This is a genomic window from Mycobacteroides sp. LB1, from assembly GCF_013449725.1.
Lineage (GTDB): Bacteria > Actinomycetota > Actinomycetes > Mycobacteriales > Mycobacteriaceae > Mycobacterium.
In genome coordinates this window covers 532,509-550,415 of the sequence record NZ_JACCFF010000001.1, presented here as the reverse complement: position 1 = coordinate 550,415, position 17,907 = coordinate 532,509, and the positions used below count along the sequence as shown (strand labels likewise).

Here is a 17,907-nt window from a genome sequence, read left to right as displayed (position 1 = left end):
TGTAAGGTTCCTGTCATGGGCGTAGAGATCGAGGTTGCTCCGGGCTACTTGATCAAGCGAGTACAGCTCGCACTGCGCAGGCGTTGCGACGGCGCCCTGCGCGCCACCGGCCTGTCGATGGCTCAGTACGCGGTGTTGCGCGCACTGGCCGACCATCCGAACGCCTCCGCCTCTGAGTTGGCGAGGCTGTGCTTCGTGACGCGCCAATCGCTGCAGGACGTGTTATCGACTTTGCGCGGCGCTGGCCTGGTGGAGCCCACTGATGGGCCACCCAAGGGGCGGACAAGGGCGCTTCGTCTCACCGCAACCGGCGGTCGCCGACTGCACTTAGGTGCAGCGGCTATCGGATCCGTTGAATCCGATATGGAGCAAGGGATGTCGGTCAGGGAGAGGAATCAGCTGGCGGATCTGCTCATCCGTTGCGCGGAGAATCTTGAAGACTTCGCTCCCGACTGACCGGAACCAATCCGACTGCCGCCAAAGGGAATAGTGCGCATATGGCGAACGCTGCCGAGAAACCTGCCACCGCTGCCACGGCCCCGAAAACGGGCGGGGCGACAGCGGCGGCCAACAGCTGACCGGTGTTCTGGGCACCCAGTGCGCGGCCGCTCCAGAACGGCCCGGCGATCTCGGCGATCGAGGTGTAGGCCAAGCCGTTGTCCGACACCGTGATCACCGATGCGACGAGCATGACGACAACGCTGATCGACCAGTCCAACTGATTGGTGACGGCGAGCAATGCCATGGCGGCCGACGCCGCGGCAGCGATTACTCGGATCGGCCGCATGCGCGAACCCCAACGGTCGGACCACATCCCGGCCGCGACACGGCCGAGTGCCCCGGTCAGCTGCGCGACCGTCACCATGACGCTAGCAGCGCCGATGCTCCAGCCCCGGTCGGTGACCAACCACACCAGGGTGAACGTCCACACCACCACTTGAGGCACGACCAGCAGCACGGACACCCCGTGGATGAGCCACAGCATCCGTGACCCGCGGTAGGGATTGGCCAGGTGTTCTTCGGGAGCTTCCGATCGGGGTGGTTGTGGCGGGTCGATGATGCCTACCAGGCATACCGCCGATGACACCGCACACACCACCGCCGGGAAGATCAACGCCGCCGCGACGCCGTGGCCTTCGGCAATCCGCGGGATGACCAGCGCGCCCGCCGCCACGCCGAGCGGCTGGGCCATCTGGCGGATGCCCATGACTGTCCCGCGTTGGTGGGGCGGGAACCAGCCGACCACTACCCGCCCGCTCGCCGAATTGCAGGCCGCGGCGGCCGCCCCGCCCAACAGCAGGAATACACCCGTCACCATCAGCGATGGCGATTCGGCGGCCGCGAATGCGGCCAGTGCCGTCAGTGCCAGCCCACTCACCAGGGCGATCCGTTCGCCGAATCGGTCGATGAGAGCGCCCCACGCGATGAGCGTCAGCACCATGCCGAAGCTGGGCATCGCCGACAGCAGCCCCGCGTTGGCAAGGTCGAGTCCGCGCTGGGTGTGCAGGGCCGGTATGAGGAATGCCACACCGTTGATGAAGACATTGGCACCGGCCGTGGATCCCAGGGCGATGGCCAGCATCGCCCAACGGCGTGCTGTACCAACCTCATCGACGTGGACCATGCTCACATGGTTCCACATCTATCTCATATTGTTGAATATGTGTCTCAATATATGGGATATAGTTAACTCGCGGTCGCGAGCTTGTCGTGTTGCCGGTACGTGCGATCGCCACCGGTCTGCGCCATGCCCCGCGAGACGATCTGGCGCCGCGCAAAGTGACCGAATTCCTCACTCATTCGGGTCATCCCGGGCAGGATGTTGCGGCGCTCGAAGAACCAGTTGACCACCGACGTCCCGAGGACCGCGGCCTGCATCGGCTTGCTGTCGACAAGCCCCAAGTGATCGGCATGCGTCTTCCCGAGGATGAGGCGGCTGTAGGACGACAGATATGCGCGGGAAAGCCGCATGAATGCCGGCTCGTCCTGTGCGGACCCATGTAGCGCCTGCGTCAGCGAGTACGAATCCTCGTCAGGCAGGAACTCGGTATCGGCTTCCAGCCAGAACAACCGCCAGGTGTCCTCCTCGCTGGTGGGTACGAGCTCGGGCTGAATTCCCATGAGCTGCCCCACATATCGCCAGAAATGGAAGACTGCCTCGCGCTCGGTTTCCGAGAAACTCATGCCCATCGCCTGGCACCCGGCGAGGTTGGCCAGCGAGAAGAGCATCAGCGTTCCCGCCAGCTGGATCTGGTTGATCGGGGTGTCCCAGTTCTCGTAGTCCCAGTCATCCCGCCGGTTCATGGCACCGCGAACCAACGCATGCATCAGACGTACGCGAGGAACTCCCTTGAAACCGGCGGCGAATCGCTCGAGTCCGCCGGGAGAGGTGACGTCGATGAGCCATTGCGCCGTCTCGTGCAGTCGACGCGGCGCCGCAGCTTGCAGATTCAGGTTGCCGGTACCGACCAGGGGCTTATCGGCACGGGACGAAAGGTAACCCCCGGTGAGGGCAAGGCCGGGCAGTGCCAAACCCAGCCCGACGACTCCAGTGCGCATGCTGACCCGCGCGGCCAGCTCAAGCTTGGCGTCGTCGAGCCAGTACGGCCGGGCATCGATCTGCGCGAAGAACGCAACGAGTTCCTCGGGGGGATTGTCGACCGATTCGATGCCGGACTCTAGGGCCATCTCGAACATCCGGCGCCCGTGACCTGCTGGGAAACGCGCGAACATTGCGACCACTGCATCGGCGAGCGGGTCGCCGACATGCGCGTACTGGCGGAAGGACTCCCGCTGCTCGGCGGTCGCGCGGATATCCCGTCCGGCCAGAAAGCGAGTGAACACGTTGAATGGGAACTCGCGAAGCTGCGGCGGATTGGGCAGCTTCTGCCGGCTCGAGGTCATCGACCAGGTCCTTTCGTCGTTGAAAGTTGACAGTGGGCAGGCGACCATCTGGTGACGCGCCTCACCATCTGGTGAGAGTGTTCACCAAAAAATGCCGTGAGGTCAAGTACCGAAGTGCAACAATTGGCGAATGGCCTCCCGTAACTACGGTGGCGTCACGCCCAACGAGCGACGCGCGCGTCGTCGTGCCGTGCTGCTCGATGCGGCACTGAACCTGGTCGCGGCGTCGGGGGTGAGCGGTCTCACGGTGCGCGGGGTGTGTGCCGAGGCCCGGCTCAACGACCGGTACTTCTACGAGAGTTTCCGCAGCACCGATGAGCTGCTGCTCGCCATGCTCGACGAACAGATGCTCGCGGGATCGGCTGCCATCTTCGAGGCCATCGTCGAGAGCTCGCAATCCACCGACCCGGTGGTGCGCTCCCGTGCGGCCATCGGAAGCGGACTGCGGTTTCTCACCGCCGATACGCGACTGGGCAGGCTTCTGGTGGAATCTCAGGCCACCGAGGGACTGGCCGCCCGCCGGCGTGATCTGGTCAAGACGCTGGCGCAGGTGATGGCCGACCAGGGCCGTGTGTTGCTTCCCGCCGACGATGCGCTGGATCCCGACCTGGACCTGGCCACGTTCACGCTGGTTTCGGGTGGCCTGGACTTGGTCACCAGCTGGTTTCGCGGCGAGCTCGATATCACCCGCGACCGGCTGGAGGATTTCCTTGTGGCACTGGTCACCCGGGCGAACATCCGGGATGACACACCGGCGGAGGACACAACGGAGAAGGACACAGCGGAAGCCGCCAAGCCCGGCAACTAGGCTCATGTAAATGCGCCTAGGACGTATTGCCAGCCCGGACGGTGTCGCCTTCGTCAGCATCGAAGACGAGACCGCACGCGAAATCGCCGAACATCCCTTCGGCAACCCCACCTTCACCGGGCGGCAGTGGCCGCTCGCCGATGTCAGGCTGTTGGCGCCGATCCTTGCCAGCAAGGTGGTGTGCATGGGCAAGAACTACGCCGCCCATGCCGCGGAAATGGGTGGTGAACCCCCGGAGACACCGGTGATCTTCATCAAGCCCAACACGTCAATCATCGGTCCCGGCCTGCCGATCCAGCTGCCGGCCAGCGCATCCGAGGTGCACCACGAGGGCGAGCTCGCCATCGTGATCGGTCGGCCGTGTAAAGACGTGCCCGCCTCCCGGGCGGCCGAGGTCATTCTGGGGTACACGATCGGCAATGACGTGTCGGCACGCGATCACCAGCGCGCCGACGGTCAGTGGACGCGTGCCAAGGGACACGACACGTTTTGCCCGCTGGGGCCGTGGATCGTCACCGATCTGGACCCCGCCGACCTGGCCATTCGTACCGAGGTCAACGGCGAGGTCAAGCAGAGCAGTCGCACCTCGCTGCTGCTGCATGATGTCGGGGCGATCGTGGCGTGGGTCTCCGCAGTGATGACTTTGTTGCCCGGTGACGTGATTCTCACCGGAACTCCCGAGGGTGTGGGGCCCATCGTCGACGGCGACACCGTGAGCGTCACCATCGAAGGAATCGGTACGTTATCCAATCCTGTTGTGCGGAAGGCGAAGTAAGAATGAGTGATCCAAAGGGATCCAACCGAGTCCGGGTTCGTTTCTGCCCGTCGCCGACCGGCACCCCGCATGTCGGTCTGGTCCGCACCGCGCTGTTCAACTGGGCGTACGCGCGACACTGCGGAGGTGACTTCGTATTCCGCATCGAGGACACCGATGCCGGCCGCGACAGCGAGGAGAGCTATCTGGCGCTTCTAGACGCGTTGCGGTGGCTGGGCCTGGACTGGGACGAGGGTCCCGAGGTCGGCGGGCCGTACGCTCCGTATCGGCAGTCGCAGCGCAAGGAGATGCATCTCGATGTGGTGCGCAAGCTGCTCGAAGCCGGGGAGGCCTATGAGGCGTTCTCGACACCCGAGGAGGTGGAGGCCCGCCACCTCGCCGCGGGGCGCAATCCGAAACTGGGGTACGACAACTACGACCGCGATCTCACCGACGAGCAGCGCACCGCGTTCCGGGCGGAGGGTCGTAGCCCCGTCCTCCGGCTGCGCATGCCCAATCACGACATCACCTGGGACGACCTGGTGCGTGGGGAGACCACGTTCGCGGCGGGCGTGGTTCCCGATTTCGCGCTGACCCGTGCCAGCGGAGACCCGTTGTACACCTTGGTGAACCCGGTCGATGACGCGTTGATGAAGATCACCCATGTGCTGCGCGGTGAGGACCTGCTGCCGTCGACGCCGCGCCAGATCGCCTTGTACGAGGCCATGATCCGGATCGGCGTGGCGGACTCGATACCTCGGTTCGCGCACCTGCCGTCCGTGCTCGGTGAGGGCACCAAGAAGCTGTCCAAGCGTGATCCCCAGTCCAACCTGTTCCTGCATCGCGACCGCGGGTTCATCCCCGAGGGGCTGCTGAATTACCTTGCGCTGCTGGGCTGGTCGATCGCGGACGATCACGATATTTTCAGCCTGCAGGATATGGTCGCGGCCTTCGACGTCGCCGATGTCAACTCGAATCCGGCGCGCTTCGATCAGAAGAAGGCAGACGCCATCAATGCCGAACACATCCGGCTGCTGTCTCCGGAGGAATTCGTGGCGCGGCTGCGTGCCTTCTTCGCGGCGCAGGGGCACGAGCTCGGACTCGACGACGGTGCCTTCGCGGTGGCGGCGGATTTGGTGCAGACGCGGGTTGTCGTGCTGGGCGATGCCTGGGGTCTGCTGAAGTTCCTCAACGATGACGCCTACGCCATCGACCCGGGATCGGCGCGCAAGGAACTGGGGGAGGCGTCGCTGCCGGTGCTGGATGCGTCGATCGGCGCGCTGGAGTCGATCGACGCATGGACCACCCCGGCGATCGAGGAGGCGCTCAAGAGCGCCCTCATCGAGGGGCTCGAGCTCAAACCACGCAAGGCGTTCGGCCCGCTGCGGGTCGCCGCTACCGGGGCCTCGATCAGCCCGCCATTGTTCGAATCGATGGAACTACTGGGCCGCGACCGAACCCTCGAGCGTCTTCGAAATGCCCGGACCTGGGAAAATGAGGTAGAGGGCTAGACCGATTCGGGTTAACCGCCCTTGGTTTGGTAGTCTGCTCGTCGGCCTTGAAGTCCGCAGTCAGTGCCTTGACCTGCGGTTCTTCGAAGCCAATGGGGTATGGTGTAATTGGCAACACTAGGGATTCTGATTCCCTCATTCTAGGTTCGAGTCCTGGTACCCCAGCGCAAATCATTTGCGCGACAAGTGATTTGGTGTGATGTATCGAGGTGGGCTAGACTGTCAAGCCTGCACGCCTCGCGCGTCGCACGAAATGTTCTAGCCCCCGTCGTCTAGCGGCCTAGGACGCCGCCCTCTCACGGCGGTAGCGTGGGTTCGAATCCCATCGGGGGTACAAAGTTTTCTAGCGGCAGCTAGCGCCACGTCTTGGCGCGGTAATTCCCCAGCGTGCGCAGGGCTTCCTCGGTCAGCTCGGGGTGCTGGTTCCGCAGACTCCAGATCACAAACTTGCGGGCGCGCTTGATCCCCACCTTGTCGATATCAACGTCGAACTCATCGACCTCGGCTTGTAGTTGGCGGATCTGGTCGGCGTGCTGTCCGGCCGTTCCGCCGGTATCGAGGTGGTGGACCAGCGCGTCGCTGAGCGGTCGTTTGATCTTCTTATGCCGCAGACCCTCACGGAAGGAGTCGAGCGCCTCGCGGACGAGCTGGCCCACTCTCTCGCCTACTCTTTCGGTGCCGTCGAACCGCCGAGTGGCATCACGGGCAGGCCGAGCTTGCGGTGATCCCAGGACCGGATGCGGGCGGGGCGCACGCGGACCGCGATGCGCTTGTTGAGCATCGCCTCGACGATGGGCTTCATTTCTTCGGTGTACGGCGCGGTATAACGCTCGAAGACGCTGATGCCGACCTGGAACAGGAGGTCCGGGTCCTCGACGATCTCGGCCTGACCCTCGATCGACACCCCACGCAGAGTGTCGTAGGTAAGACCGTCCTCGATAAGACACGTGATGGTGGGATTGCGCTTGAGGTTGACGACCTTCTGCGACTTGGCCTTGGTCTCGAACCACAGCTCGCCATCGAGTACCGCGTACCACATCGCCACCAAGTGTGGCTGCCCGTCGGCGCCGATGGTGGCCATTGTTGTGGTGCGTGAGTTGTTGATGAACTCGGTGATCTCTTCGTCGGACATGACGATCTGTGAGCGTTGATTGCTTCCCATAATCGGAGCTTAAAGTCTCAGCGTGATCGCCTCGGAGGCGGCAACGAGATCGGCGGCCCAGCGTGCCCCTGGCCGCCGTCCCATCCTGTCGATCGGACCGGAAACCGATATCGCCGCAATGACATTGCCGTGGTGATCGCGAACGGGGGCCGACACGCTGGCGACCCCGGCCTCGCGTTCGGCCGCGCTCTGCGCCCAACCTCGCTTGCGCACGTCGGCCAGGGCGCGTTCGGTGAATGTCGCGCCGGGGAGCACCGCCGCCTGAGTGGCTGGATCGCTGTGTGCAAGGAGGACTTTGGCACCGGATCCGGCGGACATGGGCAGGCGGGAACCGACCGGCACGGTGTCGCGAAGCCCGGCCGGTGGTTCGAGTGCCGCGACGCACACGCGCACGGTGCCTTCCCTGCGATAGAGCTGCACGCTCTCGCCGGTGATCTCACGCAGCTTCGGTAGTACCTGGACGCTGGCACTCAGCAGCGGATCGCTGACATGCACGGCGAGTTCGGTCAGCCCGGCACCGAGCTGCCACTGCCCATCACCGTCACGCGACAGGAATCGGTGGACCTCCAGCCCCGCGGCCAGCCGGTGAGCGGTGGCGCGGGGGAGGCCGGTGCGCTCGCACAATTCCGCGAGCCCGCAGGGGGAGTCGCCTATCGCGGTCAGGACCTGCACTGCTTTGTCGAGGACGCCGATGCCGCTATGCTGTCTCACAGAACGATACTAACGTTCCAAATAATGAGATGCAACGAGCACGGAGCTGACGATGAGCAAGGTCCAACAGCCCAGGACCCTGGCAGAGAAGGTCTGGGACTCCCACGTAGTGGTACGCGGAAAGGGTGAGGGGGCGGCCCGCGAGCCCGATCTCATCTATATCGATCTGCATTTGGTCCACGAGGTGACCAGTCCGCAGGCGTTCGACGGCCTGCGGCTTGCCGGGCGTCCGGTGCGCCGGCCGGATCTGACTATCGCGACCGAGGATCACAACGTGCCGACGGTCGATATCGACCAGCCGATCGCCGATCCGGTGTCACGCACCCAGGTGGAAACACTGCGACGCAACTGCGAGGAATTCGGTATCCGCCTGCACCCGATGGGTGACGTGGAACAGGGCATCGTGCACGTTGTCGGGCCGCAGCTGGGATTGACCCAGCCGGGCACCACGGTCGTGTGCGGTGACAGCCATACCTCCACACACGGAGCCTTCGGGGCGCTGGCGATGGGGATCGGGACCTCTGAGGTCGAGCACGTGATGGCCACGCAGACCTTGCCGCTAAGGCCATTTCAGACCATGGCCATCAGTATCGACGGCCGCCTGCCGGCGGACGTCACCAGCAAGGATGTCATCCTGGCGGTCATCGCGAAGATCGGCACCGGCGGTGGCCAGGGGTATGTCCTTGAGTATCGAGGCCGGGCTGTCGAGGAGATGTCGATGGAAGCCCGAATGACTATGTGCAATATGTCTATTGAGGCGGGTGCCCGGGCGGGGATGGTCGCGCCCGACGAAACGACATATGCGTATCTCAAAGATCGTGCGCACGCGCCCAAGGGGGAGCTGTGGGATGCCGCTGTGGCCGAATGGGACTCGCTGCGCACTGACGAGGGCGCCCAGTTCGACGCCGAAGTGCACATCGACGCCAGCACTTTGACGCCCTTTGTCACCTGGGGCACCAATCCCGCACAGGGAGTGCCATTGGGTGCCGAGGTTCCCGATCCCGAGCTGATGGCCGACGAGGAGCAGCGGCTGGCGGCCGAGAAGGCGTTGACCTACATGGATCTCACGCCGGGTACGCCGATGCGTGAGATCCCGGTGGACACCGTGTTCGTCGGGTCGTGCACCAACGGACGGATCGAGGATCTGCGGGCGGTGGCGGACGTGCTGCGGCACCGGAAGGTGGCCGAAGGGGTCACCATGCTCATCGTTCCTGGCTCTATGCGGGTACGCGTCCAGGCCGAATCCGAGGGATTGGGCGAGATTTTCACCGCGGCGGGCGCCCAGTGGCGTCAGGCGGGCTGCTCGATGTGTCTGGGTATGAATCCCGACCAGCTGTCCCCGGGGCAGCGGTGCGCCTCGACGTCGAACCGGAATTTCGAGGGCCGCCAGGGCAAGGGCGGCCGCACTCACTTGGTTTCACCGGCTGTCGCGGCGGCCACCGCGGTGCGGGGAAAGCTCTCATCGCCAGTTGATTTGGCAAAATCCGAAAAATAGGCAGCTGCGAAAGGCACAGGGAGGAAATAGTGGAGGCATTCGACACTCACACCGGAATAGGTGTGCCGCTGCGTCGTTCCAACGTCGACACCGATCAGATCATCCCGGCGGTGTACCTCAAGCGTGTCACCCGAACAGGTTTCGAGGACGGGCTCTTCGCCAGCTGGCGCAACGATCCCTCGTTCATTCTGAATCTGGAACCGTTCAACCGGGGCAGTGTTCTCGTCACCGGGCCGGATTTCGGCACTGGATCATCCCGAGAGCACGCCGTTTGGGCCTTGATGGACTACGGGTTTCGAGTAGTACTGTCGTCCCGTTTCGGAGATATCTTCCGGGGCAACGCCGGTAAGGCCGGTCTGCTTGCGGGACTGGTGGATCAGTCCGACATCGAGCTGCTGTGGAAACTTATCGAGCAGGATCCGGGCTTGGAACTCACTGTGAATCTTGAGGATCGGACGGTCACTGCCGGAACGGCGGTGGTGCCGTTTGCGATTGACGACTACACCCGATGGCGGCTGCTCGAAGGATTGGACGATATAGGCCTTACGCTGCGAAAAGTCGATGAGATTGCGGCTTTTGAGGCTTCACGGCCGGAGTTCAAACCCCGTACTTTGGAGCCTTCTGAGTAGCTGATTGGGCGCCCTTGGGGGGCAAGGGCATTCCTTTTGGGTTGGTAAAAGGCTTAGAGAATTTTGCCGAAATTACGCGTGGCACTTGGAAATCAGGTGGTGTTGGGTTTACCGTGTTCGAAGTCGGTTCAACGTGGACCACTGGCTTCGGAGGGTTTTACATGAACAAAGCAGAGCTCATCGACGTTCTGACACAGAAATTGGGCTCGGATCGTCGGCAGGCCACCGCTGCGGTGGAGCACGTCGTCGACACCATCGTTCGCACCGTGCATAAGGGTGAGAGCGTGACTATCACCGGTTTTGGCGTTTTCGAGCAGCGCCGCCGCGCCGCACGCGTCGCCCGCAACCCGCGCACCGGTGAGACTGTCAAGGTGAAGCCGACGTCCGTTCCGACGTTCCGTCCCGGCGCACAGTTCAAGGCGGTTGTCTCTGGCGCACAGAAGCTCCCGTCCGACGGCCCCGCTGTGAAGCGTGGTTCCACCGCGGCTCCGGCCAAGCGTGGCGCTGCCAAGAAGGCTGCTCCTGCCAAGAAGGCTCCGGCCAAGAAGGCAGCACCGGTCAAGAAGGCGGTAGTCAAGAAGGCTGCTCCTGCTAAGAAGGCTCCGGTCAAGAAGGCAGTAGTAGTCAAGAAGGCTGCTCCCGCCAAGAAGGCTCCGGTCAAGAAGGCAGTAGTAGTCAAGAAGGCTGCTCCCGCCAAGAAGGCTCCGGCCAAGAAGGCGGCTCCCGTCAAGAAGGCCGTAACCAAGGCTCCTGCCAAGAAGGCTCCGGCCAAGAAGGCACCGGCCAAGAAGGGCCGCAAGTAGTTTCAAACAACATCGGGTCCCACCTCAGGGTGGGGCCCGATGTTTGTATTTCAGGGGTAGGTGACGTCAGGGGGTAGCCCCCGTCAGCCCACGGCGGGCAGCGGGCTGTCCAGATGATCTGCGGCCACCAGCTTCTGGCCGCGCATCGACAGCACCCATATGCTGCCCTTACGGTTACGTGACTTATCGGGGCGGATGCCGTCGCGATGCGCCCACCATTCGATGAGATCCGGAATGACCCGGCCCTGTGTGCATACCACCCGGACCCCGTCCGATCCGGCGATTTCAAGAATCCTGCGATGCGCGCGCTTTCGGTCTGCCCAATAGGCCTCTTCGCTGAGCGCGGGCTCGCTGTAGATCACCGTGTTCAACTCCTCGGCAACCGGTTCCACGGTCTGCCGACAACGCAGTCGATCGGCGGCGTGAATGGCGTCGGCGCCGAATGCAAGTAGTTGACCAGTGAGCGCCTCGGCTTGGGCGCGGCCTTTCTTGTCCAATGGCCGCAGGGTGTCGTCTCCCGAATAGCGTTCCTTTCGCCCCGCCTTTGCGTGACGCACGATAATCAATGTCTGGGTGTCAATTTCGTGCTTTGCGAGATTTCGCAGCACTTTCCGGTCAACCGCATAGCTGACGATCTTGATCGCGCGCGCTATCGGTAGCCATTGAATCTCGTCGACTTCATGGTTGGCTTCGAACTTTCCGTCTAAAGCTTGTGCCGCCCAATATTTGACGCGTTTGGTTCCCTGGGACACCGGATAACTCACGGACGGTAATCGTCTGCCGAGCCGCGAGGTAAACCCAGTCTCCTCGGCGATCTCGCGGACCGCGGCGATTGCCGCCGTCTCACCAGGGTCGAGCTTCCCCTTAGGTAATGACCAATCGTCATACCGTGGGCGGTGAACCAGCGCTACTTCGATGTCGCCGTCGGCAGGGTCGCCCTGGTACCGCCAGAGCGCCGCCCCCGCGGCAAGGACCGCTGCGCCGGTCCGGGTGGTCGGATCGGGCACGAAAGCTCCTTCGGGGGAGAGTGGTTCGGCCAGGACAACTTATGTGTGCGAGCGGTGCCGTTTCATCATCTCGATCTGGTGGTCGCGTACTTCCTCGCCGTCTGCGGGCGAGGCCAGCCACTGGCCGTCGGGCTGCAATTCCCAGCACCGGGTTCGAGAGTCCAACGCCGAGGTGAACATATCGTCGAGCTGTGCTGTGAGCTTGGGGTCGGTGACTCGCGCGAGGACCTCGACCCGTCGATCCAGGTTACGGTGCATCATGTCCGCACTGCCGATCCAGAATTCGTCGACGGCGCGGAAGTGAATGATGCGCGAATGTTCAAGGAAACGGCCGAGAATGGACCGCACCGTCACGGTGCCCGAGAACTCCGGAACCCCGGGTCGCAGTGCGCAAATCCCACGCACCACCACCTCTACTGGCACCCCGGCCTGGGAGGCTCGGTACAACGCGTCGATCACCTGCTCGTCGACCAGTGCGTTCATTTTCAACCGGATTCGGGCGTCCTGCCCGGCCCGGTGTGCGGCGATCTCACGGTCGATACGGTCGATAATCCCCGCGCGAATTCCCTGCGGTGCCACCAATAGGTTGCGGTAGGAAACCTTTCGCGAGTACCCGGTGAGGGAATTGAACAGGTCGGTGAGGTCCGCCCCGATCTCTGGCGCGCTGGTCAGCAGACCGACATCCTCGTAGAGCCGCGCGGTCTTCGGGTTGTAGTTGCCGGTGCCGATGTGGCAGTACCGACGGATCGCCGAGCCCTCGCGCCGAACCACCAGCGACGTCTTGCAGTGCGTCTTGAGCCCGATCAAGCCATAGACCACGTGCACACCAGCGTCTTCCAGCGCGCGGGCCCACTTGATGTTGGCCTGTTCGTCGAAGCGCGCCTTGATCTCGACTAGAGCGACCACCTGCTTACCGGCCTCGGCGGCGTCGATGAGCGAGTTGACGATGGGAGAGTCGCCGGAGGTGCGGTACAGCGTCTGCTTGATGGCCAGCACCTGTGGATCGGCGGCCGCCTGCTCGATAAACCGTTGCACGCTGGTGGAAAACGAGTCGTAGGGGTGATGAACGAGCACATCACCGTCCCGGAGGGTGGAGAAGATGCTCTTCGGGGTTTCGCCCTGACCGAACGCGGGATGGGTCGCCGGCACGAACGTCGGGTCCTTGAGCGCGGGACGATCCACGCCATAGACCTGCCACAAGCAGGACAGGTCGACCAGCCCGGGCACCTGCACCACATCACCCGGATGCACGTCCAGCTCGCGCAACAACAGTTCGAGCATGTGCTCGGTCATATCGTCGGCGACCTCGAGCCGCACCGGCGAGCCGAATCGTCGTCGTGCCAGTTCTCGTTCGAGTGCCTGCAGCAAATCCTCGTCCCGATCTTCCTCGACCTCGAAATCGGCGTTACGGGTAATGCGGAAGGCGTGATGTTCAACGACTTCCAGGCCGGGGAACAGCGCCGACAGATGCGCCGCGATGAGTTCCTCCATGGGCAGGAAGCGTGCGCTGTGTGCAGTCTGGGAGGCTTCCGCACCTTCGGGGCTGCGCAACCTGACGAATCGATCAACGTTGTCAGGCACCTTGATTCGGGCGAAATGCTGGCCGCCCGTCTCGGGAACCTGGACGGTGATGGCTAGATTCAGACTCAGACCGGATATGTAGGGGAATGGATGCGCCGGGTCGACGGCCAGCGGGGTCAGCACCGGGAAAACCTGGTCGGTGAAATATGAGGAGAGATAGCTCCGCTCGTTCTCGGCCAGGTCGGCCCAGGTGACGACGAAGATGCCGTTCTCGGCGAGCTCGGGGCGCACCGACTCGCTGAACACCCGGGCGTGCTGGATCGAGATCTCCTGAGTGCGCTCGCCGATTAGTTTCAGCTGCTCGCGCGGGGACAACCCGTCGGCGGAACGCACCGACAGGCCGGTCTCATCGCGGCGCTTCAGGCCGGCAACGCGGACCATATAGAACTCGTCCAGATTGGATGCGAAGATCGCCAGGAATTTGGCGCGTTCCAGGATGGGCAGCGATTCGTCGGCGGCCAGGGCGAGGACGCGCGTGTTGAAATCCAGCCATGAGAGCTCCCGGTTGAGATACCGGTCCTCGGGAAGCTCCTCACCCGACACGATCGTGGTTGCCGCCGGGGGAACGCTCGGTGTGGTCACCCTTGTGATCATAGGGTCAGAGGGGCAGTGCCGCCCCCAGCTCGCGGGCCACGGCCAGATCTTCCGGGGTATCGACGTCGCAACGCAATCCTGGCCAGTTCCCGGTGAGCTCGACTGCCCCCGAATCCCGATGTCGCCGTGCTGAATCGGTTCCGAACAGCGGGTTGAGATCGCCGTCGGTGCAGAATAGCGCCGCGGTGCCGGTGCCGTGCCTGTCGGCGACAAAACTACGCAAGTGGCGGTGCGCGAGCTCCACCGCTGCCGCGAATTCCTCGGCCGTGACTGCGGGAAGGTCGGCTTGCAACACAACAAGATTCGGTGACGATGCGCGCATCTGTGTCGCGGCGTTCCGTAACGCGTTGTTCAGCGGATCGGGGTGGCCGGCGGGGGTGTCATCGAAGATAAACCGTGCTCCGGCCTCTCCCGCCGCCGCCTTGGCGGCAGGGTCGGGACTGATGACCGCGACGGATCGGGCCGCGGTAAACGCCACGGTGATGGCGTGCGTCAGCATGCCCAGTACCAGTCGTTCCCGCTCGGGTGCGGGGAGCGACGGTGCCAGGCGACTCTTCGCGGTCGACAGGTTCTTGACCGCGATGATCACGCTGAAGTCTGTGTCGGCCTGTCTGCCCACTTGCTCCGTGCCCACATCTCCATGGTGCCAGCTCCCAGTAGGGTGTCTGCCATGGCCACGGCGGCGGTGATGGGAGCTGGTTCCTGGGGGACCGCGTTGGGCAAGGTACTTGCCGACGCCGGTCACGATGTCCGTTTGTGGGCACGCCGATCCGAACTGGCCGATGAGATCAATGCGACGCACCGGAACTCGGTGTACCTCAGTGATGTGGATCTGCCTGCCTCGATAGTCGCCACCGGAGTGGCCGCCGATGCCCTCACGGGTGCCAACCTGGTGTTGCTCGCGGTGCCCTCGCAGTCGCTGCGCGCCAACCTGACCCCCTGGGTCGATCTCATCGAACCCGGATCCTCGGTGGTGAGTGTGGCCAAGGGCATCGAGGTTGGCACACTCATGCGGATGAGCCAGGTCATCACACAGGTCCTGGGCGCCGACCCCAGCCGGGTGGCGGTGCTGACCGGTCCGAACCTGGCCAGTGAGATCGCCTCATCCCAGCCCGCCGCCACTGTCATCGGCTGCACCGACTCGACCAGGGCCGTCGCCCTCCAGCGTGCGTTCTCCACGCGTTACTTCCGCCCGTACACCAACTCTGATGTGGTCGGCTGCGAGATAGGCGGTGCGTGCAAGAACGTGATCGCCTTGAGCTGCGGGATGGCCGCCGGAGTCGGGTTGGGGGAGAACACGATTGCCACCATCATCACCCGCGGGCTGGCCGAGATCACGCGGCTGGGTCTGGCGCTGGGCGCCAGTCACACCACCCTTGCGGGACTGGCGGGGGTGGGCGACCTGGTAGCCACCTGCACCTCGTCACACTCCCGGAACCGAACCTTCGGTATGCGGCTGGGCCGCGGTGAGACGCTGCAAGAGGCACGTAACGCCGGCGGCGGTAGGGTCGCCGAGGGAGTCACCTCCTGTGAGTCCATCCTGGCGCTGGCGTCGAGCTATGACGTCGAGATGCCGCTCACCGAGGCTGTCCATGGCGTCTGTCATCGCGGACTGAGCGTCACCGATGCCGTCGCCCAACTGCTGGGGCGCAGTACCAAACCGGAGTAAACACATGCCAGAGCCAGGGATATCGACCCGGGCCGTTGTGGCCGCCACCGCTGAACCCGCTGCCGGGCAACCCTTTCTGGCGGGTCCGGTGTTCGCCTCCGCATACCATCTGCCGGTGCCCGAGGATGACTCACTCGACACCTATGGGCGTGCCTCCAATCCCAGTTGGAGGCAATGGGAATCGGGGCTGGCGGCACTGGAGCGCGCCGAGAGCGCGCTGGTGTTCGGCTCGGGCATGGGCGCGATTACCTCGGCTCTGCGGGCGTTGGTTCGGCCCGGACAGACCCTTGTCGTCCCTGCGGATGGGTACTACCAGACGCGGCGCTACGCCACGGAAAATCTTGCGGCGTTGGGGATCAACGTCATCGCGGCCGCCTCAGACGAGATCGTGGCTGCTGCCGAGCGGGCGGATGTGGTGGTGGCGGAGACGCCCTCGAACCCGCGGCTCGACGTCGTCGATTTGGCACTGCTGGCCCGGCAGACGCATGCCGGCGGTGGTGTTCTGGTGGTGGACAACACCACGGCCACCCCGATGGGGCAGCTGCCCCTGGAATTGGGGGCCGACCTGGTGGTGGCCAGCGCGACGAAGGCGCTCTCGGGTCACAGTGACCTGATCGCGGGATACGTCGCTGGATCGCGTGAGGACCTTGTGTCGGCGGTCGCGCAGGAACGTTCGCGGGCTGGAGCGATCCTGGGTCCCTTCGAAGCCTGGTTGGGTGCGCGCAGTCTTGCCACCGCCGGGTTGCGTTTCGACCGCCAATGCCAGAACGCGTTCGCGTTGGCGACGATGCTGCATGAGCATCCCGCGGTCGCGTCGGTGCGCTATCCGGGTCTCGCGAGCGACCCATCTCATCCCGTGGCGTCCGCCCAGATGAGCCGGTACGGCTCACTGGTGTCGATCGAACTGGCCGATGCCGACGCTGTGCACGCGCTGGTGCAGCGGAGTGAGCTGCTGGCGGCATCGACGAGTTTTGGCGGCGTGCACAGCTCGGTGGACCGCCGAGCTCGCTGGGGAGACGCAGTTCCGGAGGGGTTCGCGCGGATCTCGCTGGGCATCGAGGACACCGACGATCTACTGGCCGATATTGAGGCCGCGCTCGCAGCCGGTACGGTCTGAAGGTTGTGAACCGGATCAAGGTCGCGCTCGTCTTCGGCGGGCGCAGCAGCGAGCATGCGATCTCCTGCGTATCCGCCGGCAGCATTCTGCGCAATCTCGACCAGAACGCGTACGAGGTGGTGGCGGTCGGGATTACCCCCGAGGGCGGCTGGGTGCTGACAGATGGCGATCCGGCGCAGCTGGCGATCAGCGACCGGACTCTTCCTCAGGTCACCGACGCGTCCGGTATCGAACTGCTGCTCGCCACCGACCCGCGTCGTGCGGGCCAACTGGTGAATGTCGATTCGGGCGCAGCCGGTCAGGTGCTGGCCTCGGTGGACGTGGTGTTCCCGGTACTGCACGGGCCCTATGGTGAGGACGGCACCATTCAGGGACTCCTCGAGCTTGCCGGGGTGCCCTACGTGGGTGCGGGTGTGCTCGCGAGTGCGGCCGGTATGGACAAGGAGTTCACCAAGAAACTGCTGGCCGCCGAGGGGCTTCCGATCGGCAAGTACGCCGTGATCCGCCCCCGCGACACCACACTGACCCTGGATCAGCGGGAGGACCTGGGGCTGCCGGTGTTCGTGAAGCCCGCCCGCGGCGGCTCGTCGATCGGTGTTTCTCGGGTGATGACGTGGGAAAAGTTGCCGGCGGCCATTGAGCACGCACGCCAGTTCGACCCCAAGGTGATCATCGAGGCCGCCATCATCGGACGTGAGCTGGAGTGCGGTGTGCTGGAGTTCCCCGACGGGGACATCCGGGCCAGCGTGCTCGGCGAGATTCGGGTCGAGGGTGTGTACCAGGATGAGACGGCTGCGGGCGCCTTCTATGACTTCGAGACCAAATACCTGGACGACACCGCCGAACTGGACGTGCCGGCCAAGGTTGACGACGCGGTGAGCGATCAGATCCGCGAGCTGGCGGTGGCGGCGTTCCGGGCGATCGACTGCCAGGGGCTGGCACGGGTGGACTTCTTCCTTACTGAGGACGGCCCGTTGATCAACGAGATCAACACCATGCCCGGATTCACGACCATTTCGATGTATCCGCGGATGTGGGCGGCCAGCGGCGTGGATTACCCGACACTGCTGGATGCGATGGTGCGCACCGCGCTAGCGCGCGGAACGGGTTTGCGATGAGCCGCTTGCGCGAAGAGTGTCTAGCTGCGATGAGCCGCTTGCGC

18 protein-coding genes and 2 tRNA genes are annotated in these 17,907 nt (G+C 64.2%); 12 read left to right on the top strand and 8 right to left on the bottom strand.

Features of this window, described 5'->3' with window-relative positions; all coding sequences use genetic code 11:
• The first annotated feature begins 15 nt into the window (after positions 1–15).
• Positions 16–456 (top strand): MarR family transcriptional regulator, encoded by a 441-nt coding sequence (locus tag MLB1_RS02830; protein ID WP_180748201.1) that lies wholly within the window; start codon positions 16–18, stop codon positions 454–456.
• Here the strand turns inward: MLB1_RS02830 and MLB1_RS02825 are convergent.
• Positions 413–1,642, bottom strand: coding sequence for an MFS transporter (locus MLB1_RS02825; RefSeq protein ID WP_180748200.1), 1,230 nt, complete (start codon positions 1,640–1,642; stop codon positions 413–415). The genes MLB1_RS02830 and MLB1_RS02825 overlap by 44 nt on opposite strands.
• Positions 1,643–1,686: 44 nt before the next feature.
• Positions 1,687–2,904, bottom strand: a complete 1,218-nt coding sequence (locus MLB1_RS02820; RefSeq protein ID WP_180748199.1) for an oxygenase MpaB family protein — start codon at positions 2,902–2,904, stop codon at positions 1,687–1,689.
• A 130-nt stretch (positions 2,905–3,034) separates the two neighbouring features.
• Here MLB1_RS02820 and MLB1_RS02815 point away from each other — a divergent pair, with 130 nt between their 5' ends.
• From MLB1_RS02815 to MLB1_RS02795, 5 genes are all read left to right on the top strand, one after another.
• Complete coding sequence (locus MLB1_RS02815) at positions 3,035–3,712, top strand: TetR/AcrR family transcriptional regulator (protein ID WP_180748198.1); 678 nt, start codon at positions 3,035–3,037, stop codon at positions 3,710–3,712.
• 10 nt (positions 3,713–3,722) lie between these two features.
• Positions 3,723–4,487 (top strand): fumarylacetoacetate hydrolase family protein, encoded by a 765-nt coding sequence (locus MLB1_RS02810; protein ID WP_180748197.1) that lies wholly within the window; start codon positions 3,723–3,725, stop codon positions 4,485–4,487.
• A 2-nt stretch (positions 4,488–4,489) separates the two neighbouring features.
• Entirely contained in the window at positions 4,490–5,977 is a 1,488-nt protein-coding gene (gene gltX, locus MLB1_RS02805; protein WP_180748196.1) for a glutamate--tRNA ligase, read from the top strand.
• A gap of 93 nt (positions 5,978–6,070) precedes the next feature.
• A tRNA-Gln gene (locus MLB1_RS02800) sits at positions 6,071–6,142 on the top strand.
• 96 nt (positions 6,143–6,238) lie between these two features.
• Positions 6,239–6,311: transfer RNA gene (locus tag MLB1_RS02795), tRNA-Glu, on the top strand.
• Between the two features lie 19 nt (positions 6,312–6,330).
• Here MLB1_RS02795 and MLB1_RS02790 read toward each other — a convergent pair.
• Genes MLB1_RS02790 through MLB1_RS02780 form a run of 3 tightly spaced genes read right to left on the bottom strand, consistent with a single transcriptional unit; the run spans position 6,331 to position 7,850 of the window.
• On the bottom strand, positions 6,331–6,633 hold the full coding sequence (locus MLB1_RS02790) for a hypothetical protein (protein WP_180748195.1): 303 nt from the start codon (positions 6,631–6,633) through the stop codon (positions 6,331–6,333).
• Between the two features lie 8 nt (positions 6,634–6,641).
• The gene (locus tag MLB1_RS02785; RefSeq protein WP_180748194.1) at positions 6,642–7,139 is read right to left on the bottom strand and encodes a PPOX class F420-dependent oxidoreductase; all 498 of its coding nucleotides are present in this window, start codon (positions 7,137–7,139) and stop codon (positions 6,642–6,644) included.
• A 9-nt stretch (positions 7,140–7,148) separates the two neighbouring features.
• Positions 7,149–7,850, bottom strand: a complete 702-nt coding sequence (locus MLB1_RS02780; RefSeq protein WP_180748193.1) for an IclR family transcriptional regulator — start codon at positions 7,848–7,850, stop codon at positions 7,149–7,151.
• A 52-nt stretch (positions 7,851–7,902) separates the two neighbouring features.
• Between MLB1_RS02780 and leuC the strand changes: the two genes are divergently transcribed.
• The 3 genes from leuC (at position 7,903) to MLB1_RS02765 (ending at position 10,777) form a co-directional block, all read left to right on the top strand.
• The gene (leuC, locus tag MLB1_RS02775) at positions 7,903–9,345 is read left to right on the top strand and encodes a 3-isopropylmalate dehydratase large subunit (protein ID WP_180748192.1); all 1,443 of its coding nucleotides are present in this window, start codon (positions 7,903–7,905) and stop codon (positions 9,343–9,345) included.
• Positions 9,346–9,374: 29 nt separating this feature from the next.
• On the top strand, positions 9,375–9,974 hold the full coding sequence (leuD, locus tag MLB1_RS02770) for a 3-isopropylmalate dehydratase small subunit (RefSeq protein ID WP_180748191.1): 600 nt from the start codon (positions 9,375–9,377) through the stop codon (positions 9,972–9,974).
• A 161-nt stretch (positions 9,975–10,135) separates the two neighbouring features.
• A complete protein-coding gene (locus MLB1_RS02765) occupies positions 10,136–10,777 on the top strand; it encodes an HU family DNA-binding protein (RefSeq protein ID WP_180748190.1) in 642 nt (213 codons plus the stop codon).
• Between the two features lie 83 nt (positions 10,778–10,860).
• On the opposite strand, the gene MLB1_RS02760 is transcribed toward MLB1_RS02765, so the two are convergent.
• Genes MLB1_RS02760 through cofC form a run of 3 tightly spaced genes read right to left on the bottom strand, consistent with a single transcriptional unit; the run spans position 10,861 to position 14,578 of the window.
• Entirely contained in the window at positions 10,861–11,784 is a 924-nt protein-coding gene (locus MLB1_RS02760; protein WP_180748189.1) for an NUDIX hydrolase, read from the bottom strand.
• Positions 11,785–11,823: 39 nt separating this feature from the next.
• Positions 11,824–13,959 carry an RNA degradosome polyphosphate kinase gene (locus MLB1_RS02755; RefSeq protein ID WP_180748188.1) on the bottom strand — a complete coding sequence of 712 codons (2,136 nt, stop codon included), beginning with the start codon at positions 13,957–13,959 and terminating at the stop codon, positions 11,824–11,826.
• A 4-nt stretch (positions 13,960–13,963) separates the two neighbouring features.
• Positions 13,964–14,578, bottom strand: a complete 615-nt coding sequence (gene cofC, locus MLB1_RS02750) for a 2-phospho-L-lactate guanylyltransferase (protein WP_180749654.1) — start codon at positions 14,576–14,578, stop codon at positions 13,964–13,966.
• Positions 14,579–14,647: 69 nt separating this feature from the next.
• On the opposite strand from cofC, the gene MLB1_RS02745 reads away from it, so the two are divergent.
• From MLB1_RS02745 to MLB1_RS02735, 3 genes are read left to right on the top strand one after another with little or no spacing between them, the layout of a single operon-like run.
• Complete coding sequence (locus MLB1_RS02745; RefSeq protein WP_255485688.1) at positions 14,648–15,628, top strand: NAD(P)H-dependent glycerol-3-phosphate dehydrogenase; 981 nt, start codon at positions 14,648–14,650, stop codon at positions 15,626–15,628.
• A 4-nt stretch (positions 15,629–15,632) separates the two neighbouring features.
• Complete coding sequence (locus tag MLB1_RS02740) at positions 15,633–16,745, top strand: cystathionine gamma-lyase (protein ID WP_180748186.1); 1,113 nt, start codon at positions 15,633–15,635, stop codon at positions 16,743–16,745.
• A gap of 5 nt (positions 16,746–16,750) precedes the next feature.
• A complete protein-coding gene (locus tag MLB1_RS02735) occupies positions 16,751–17,863 on the top strand; it encodes a D-alanine--D-alanine ligase family protein (RefSeq protein ID WP_371750547.1) in 1,113 nt (370 codons plus the stop codon).
• Positions 17,864–17,907: the final 44 nt, after the last annotated feature.

Coding starts and splice junctions, on each gene's coding strand:
- MLB1_RS02830 (WP_180748201.1), top strand. CDS start 16: ATGGGCGTAGAGATCGAGGTTGCTCCGGGCTACTTGATCAAGCGAGTA.
- MLB1_RS02825 (WP_180748200.1), bottom strand. CDS start 1,642: ATGTGGAACCATGTGAGCATGGTCCACGTCGATGAGGTTGGTACAGCA.
- MLB1_RS02820 (WP_180748199.1), bottom strand. CDS start 2,904: ATGACCTCGAGCCGGCAGAAGCTGCCCAATCCGCCGCAGCTTCGCGAG.
- MLB1_RS02815 (WP_180748198.1), top strand. CDS start 3,035: ATGGCCTCCCGTAACTACGGTGGCGTCACGCCCAACGAGCGACGCGCG.
- MLB1_RS02810 (WP_180748197.1), top strand. CDS start 3,723: ATGCGCCTAGGACGTATTGCCAGCCCGGACGGTGTCGCCTTCGTCAGC.
- gltX (WP_180748196.1), top strand. CDS start 4,490: ATGAGTGATCCAAAGGGATCCAACCGAGTCCGGGTTCGTTTCTGCCCG.
- MLB1_RS02785 (WP_180748194.1), bottom strand. CDS start 7,139: ATGGGAAGCAATCAACGCTCACAGATCGTCATGTCCGACGAAGAGATC.
- leuC (WP_180748192.1), top strand. CDS start 7,903: ATGAGCAAGGTCCAACAGCCCAGGACCCTGGCAGAGAAGGTCTGGGAC.
- MLB1_RS02765 (WP_180748190.1), top strand. CDS start 10,136: ATGAACAAAGCAGAGCTCATCGACGTTCTGACACAGAAATTGGGCTCG.
- MLB1_RS02755 (WP_180748188.1), bottom strand. CDS start 13,959: ATGATCACAAGGGTGACCACACCGAGCGTTCCCCCGGCGGCAACCACG.
- MLB1_RS02745 (WP_255485688.1), top strand. CDS start 14,648: ATGGGAGCTGGTTCCTGGGGGACCGCGTTGGGCAAGGTACTTGCCGAC.
- MLB1_RS02740 (WP_180748186.1), top strand. CDS start 15,633: ATGCCAGAGCCAGGGATATCGACCCGGGCCGTTGTGGCCGCCACCGCT.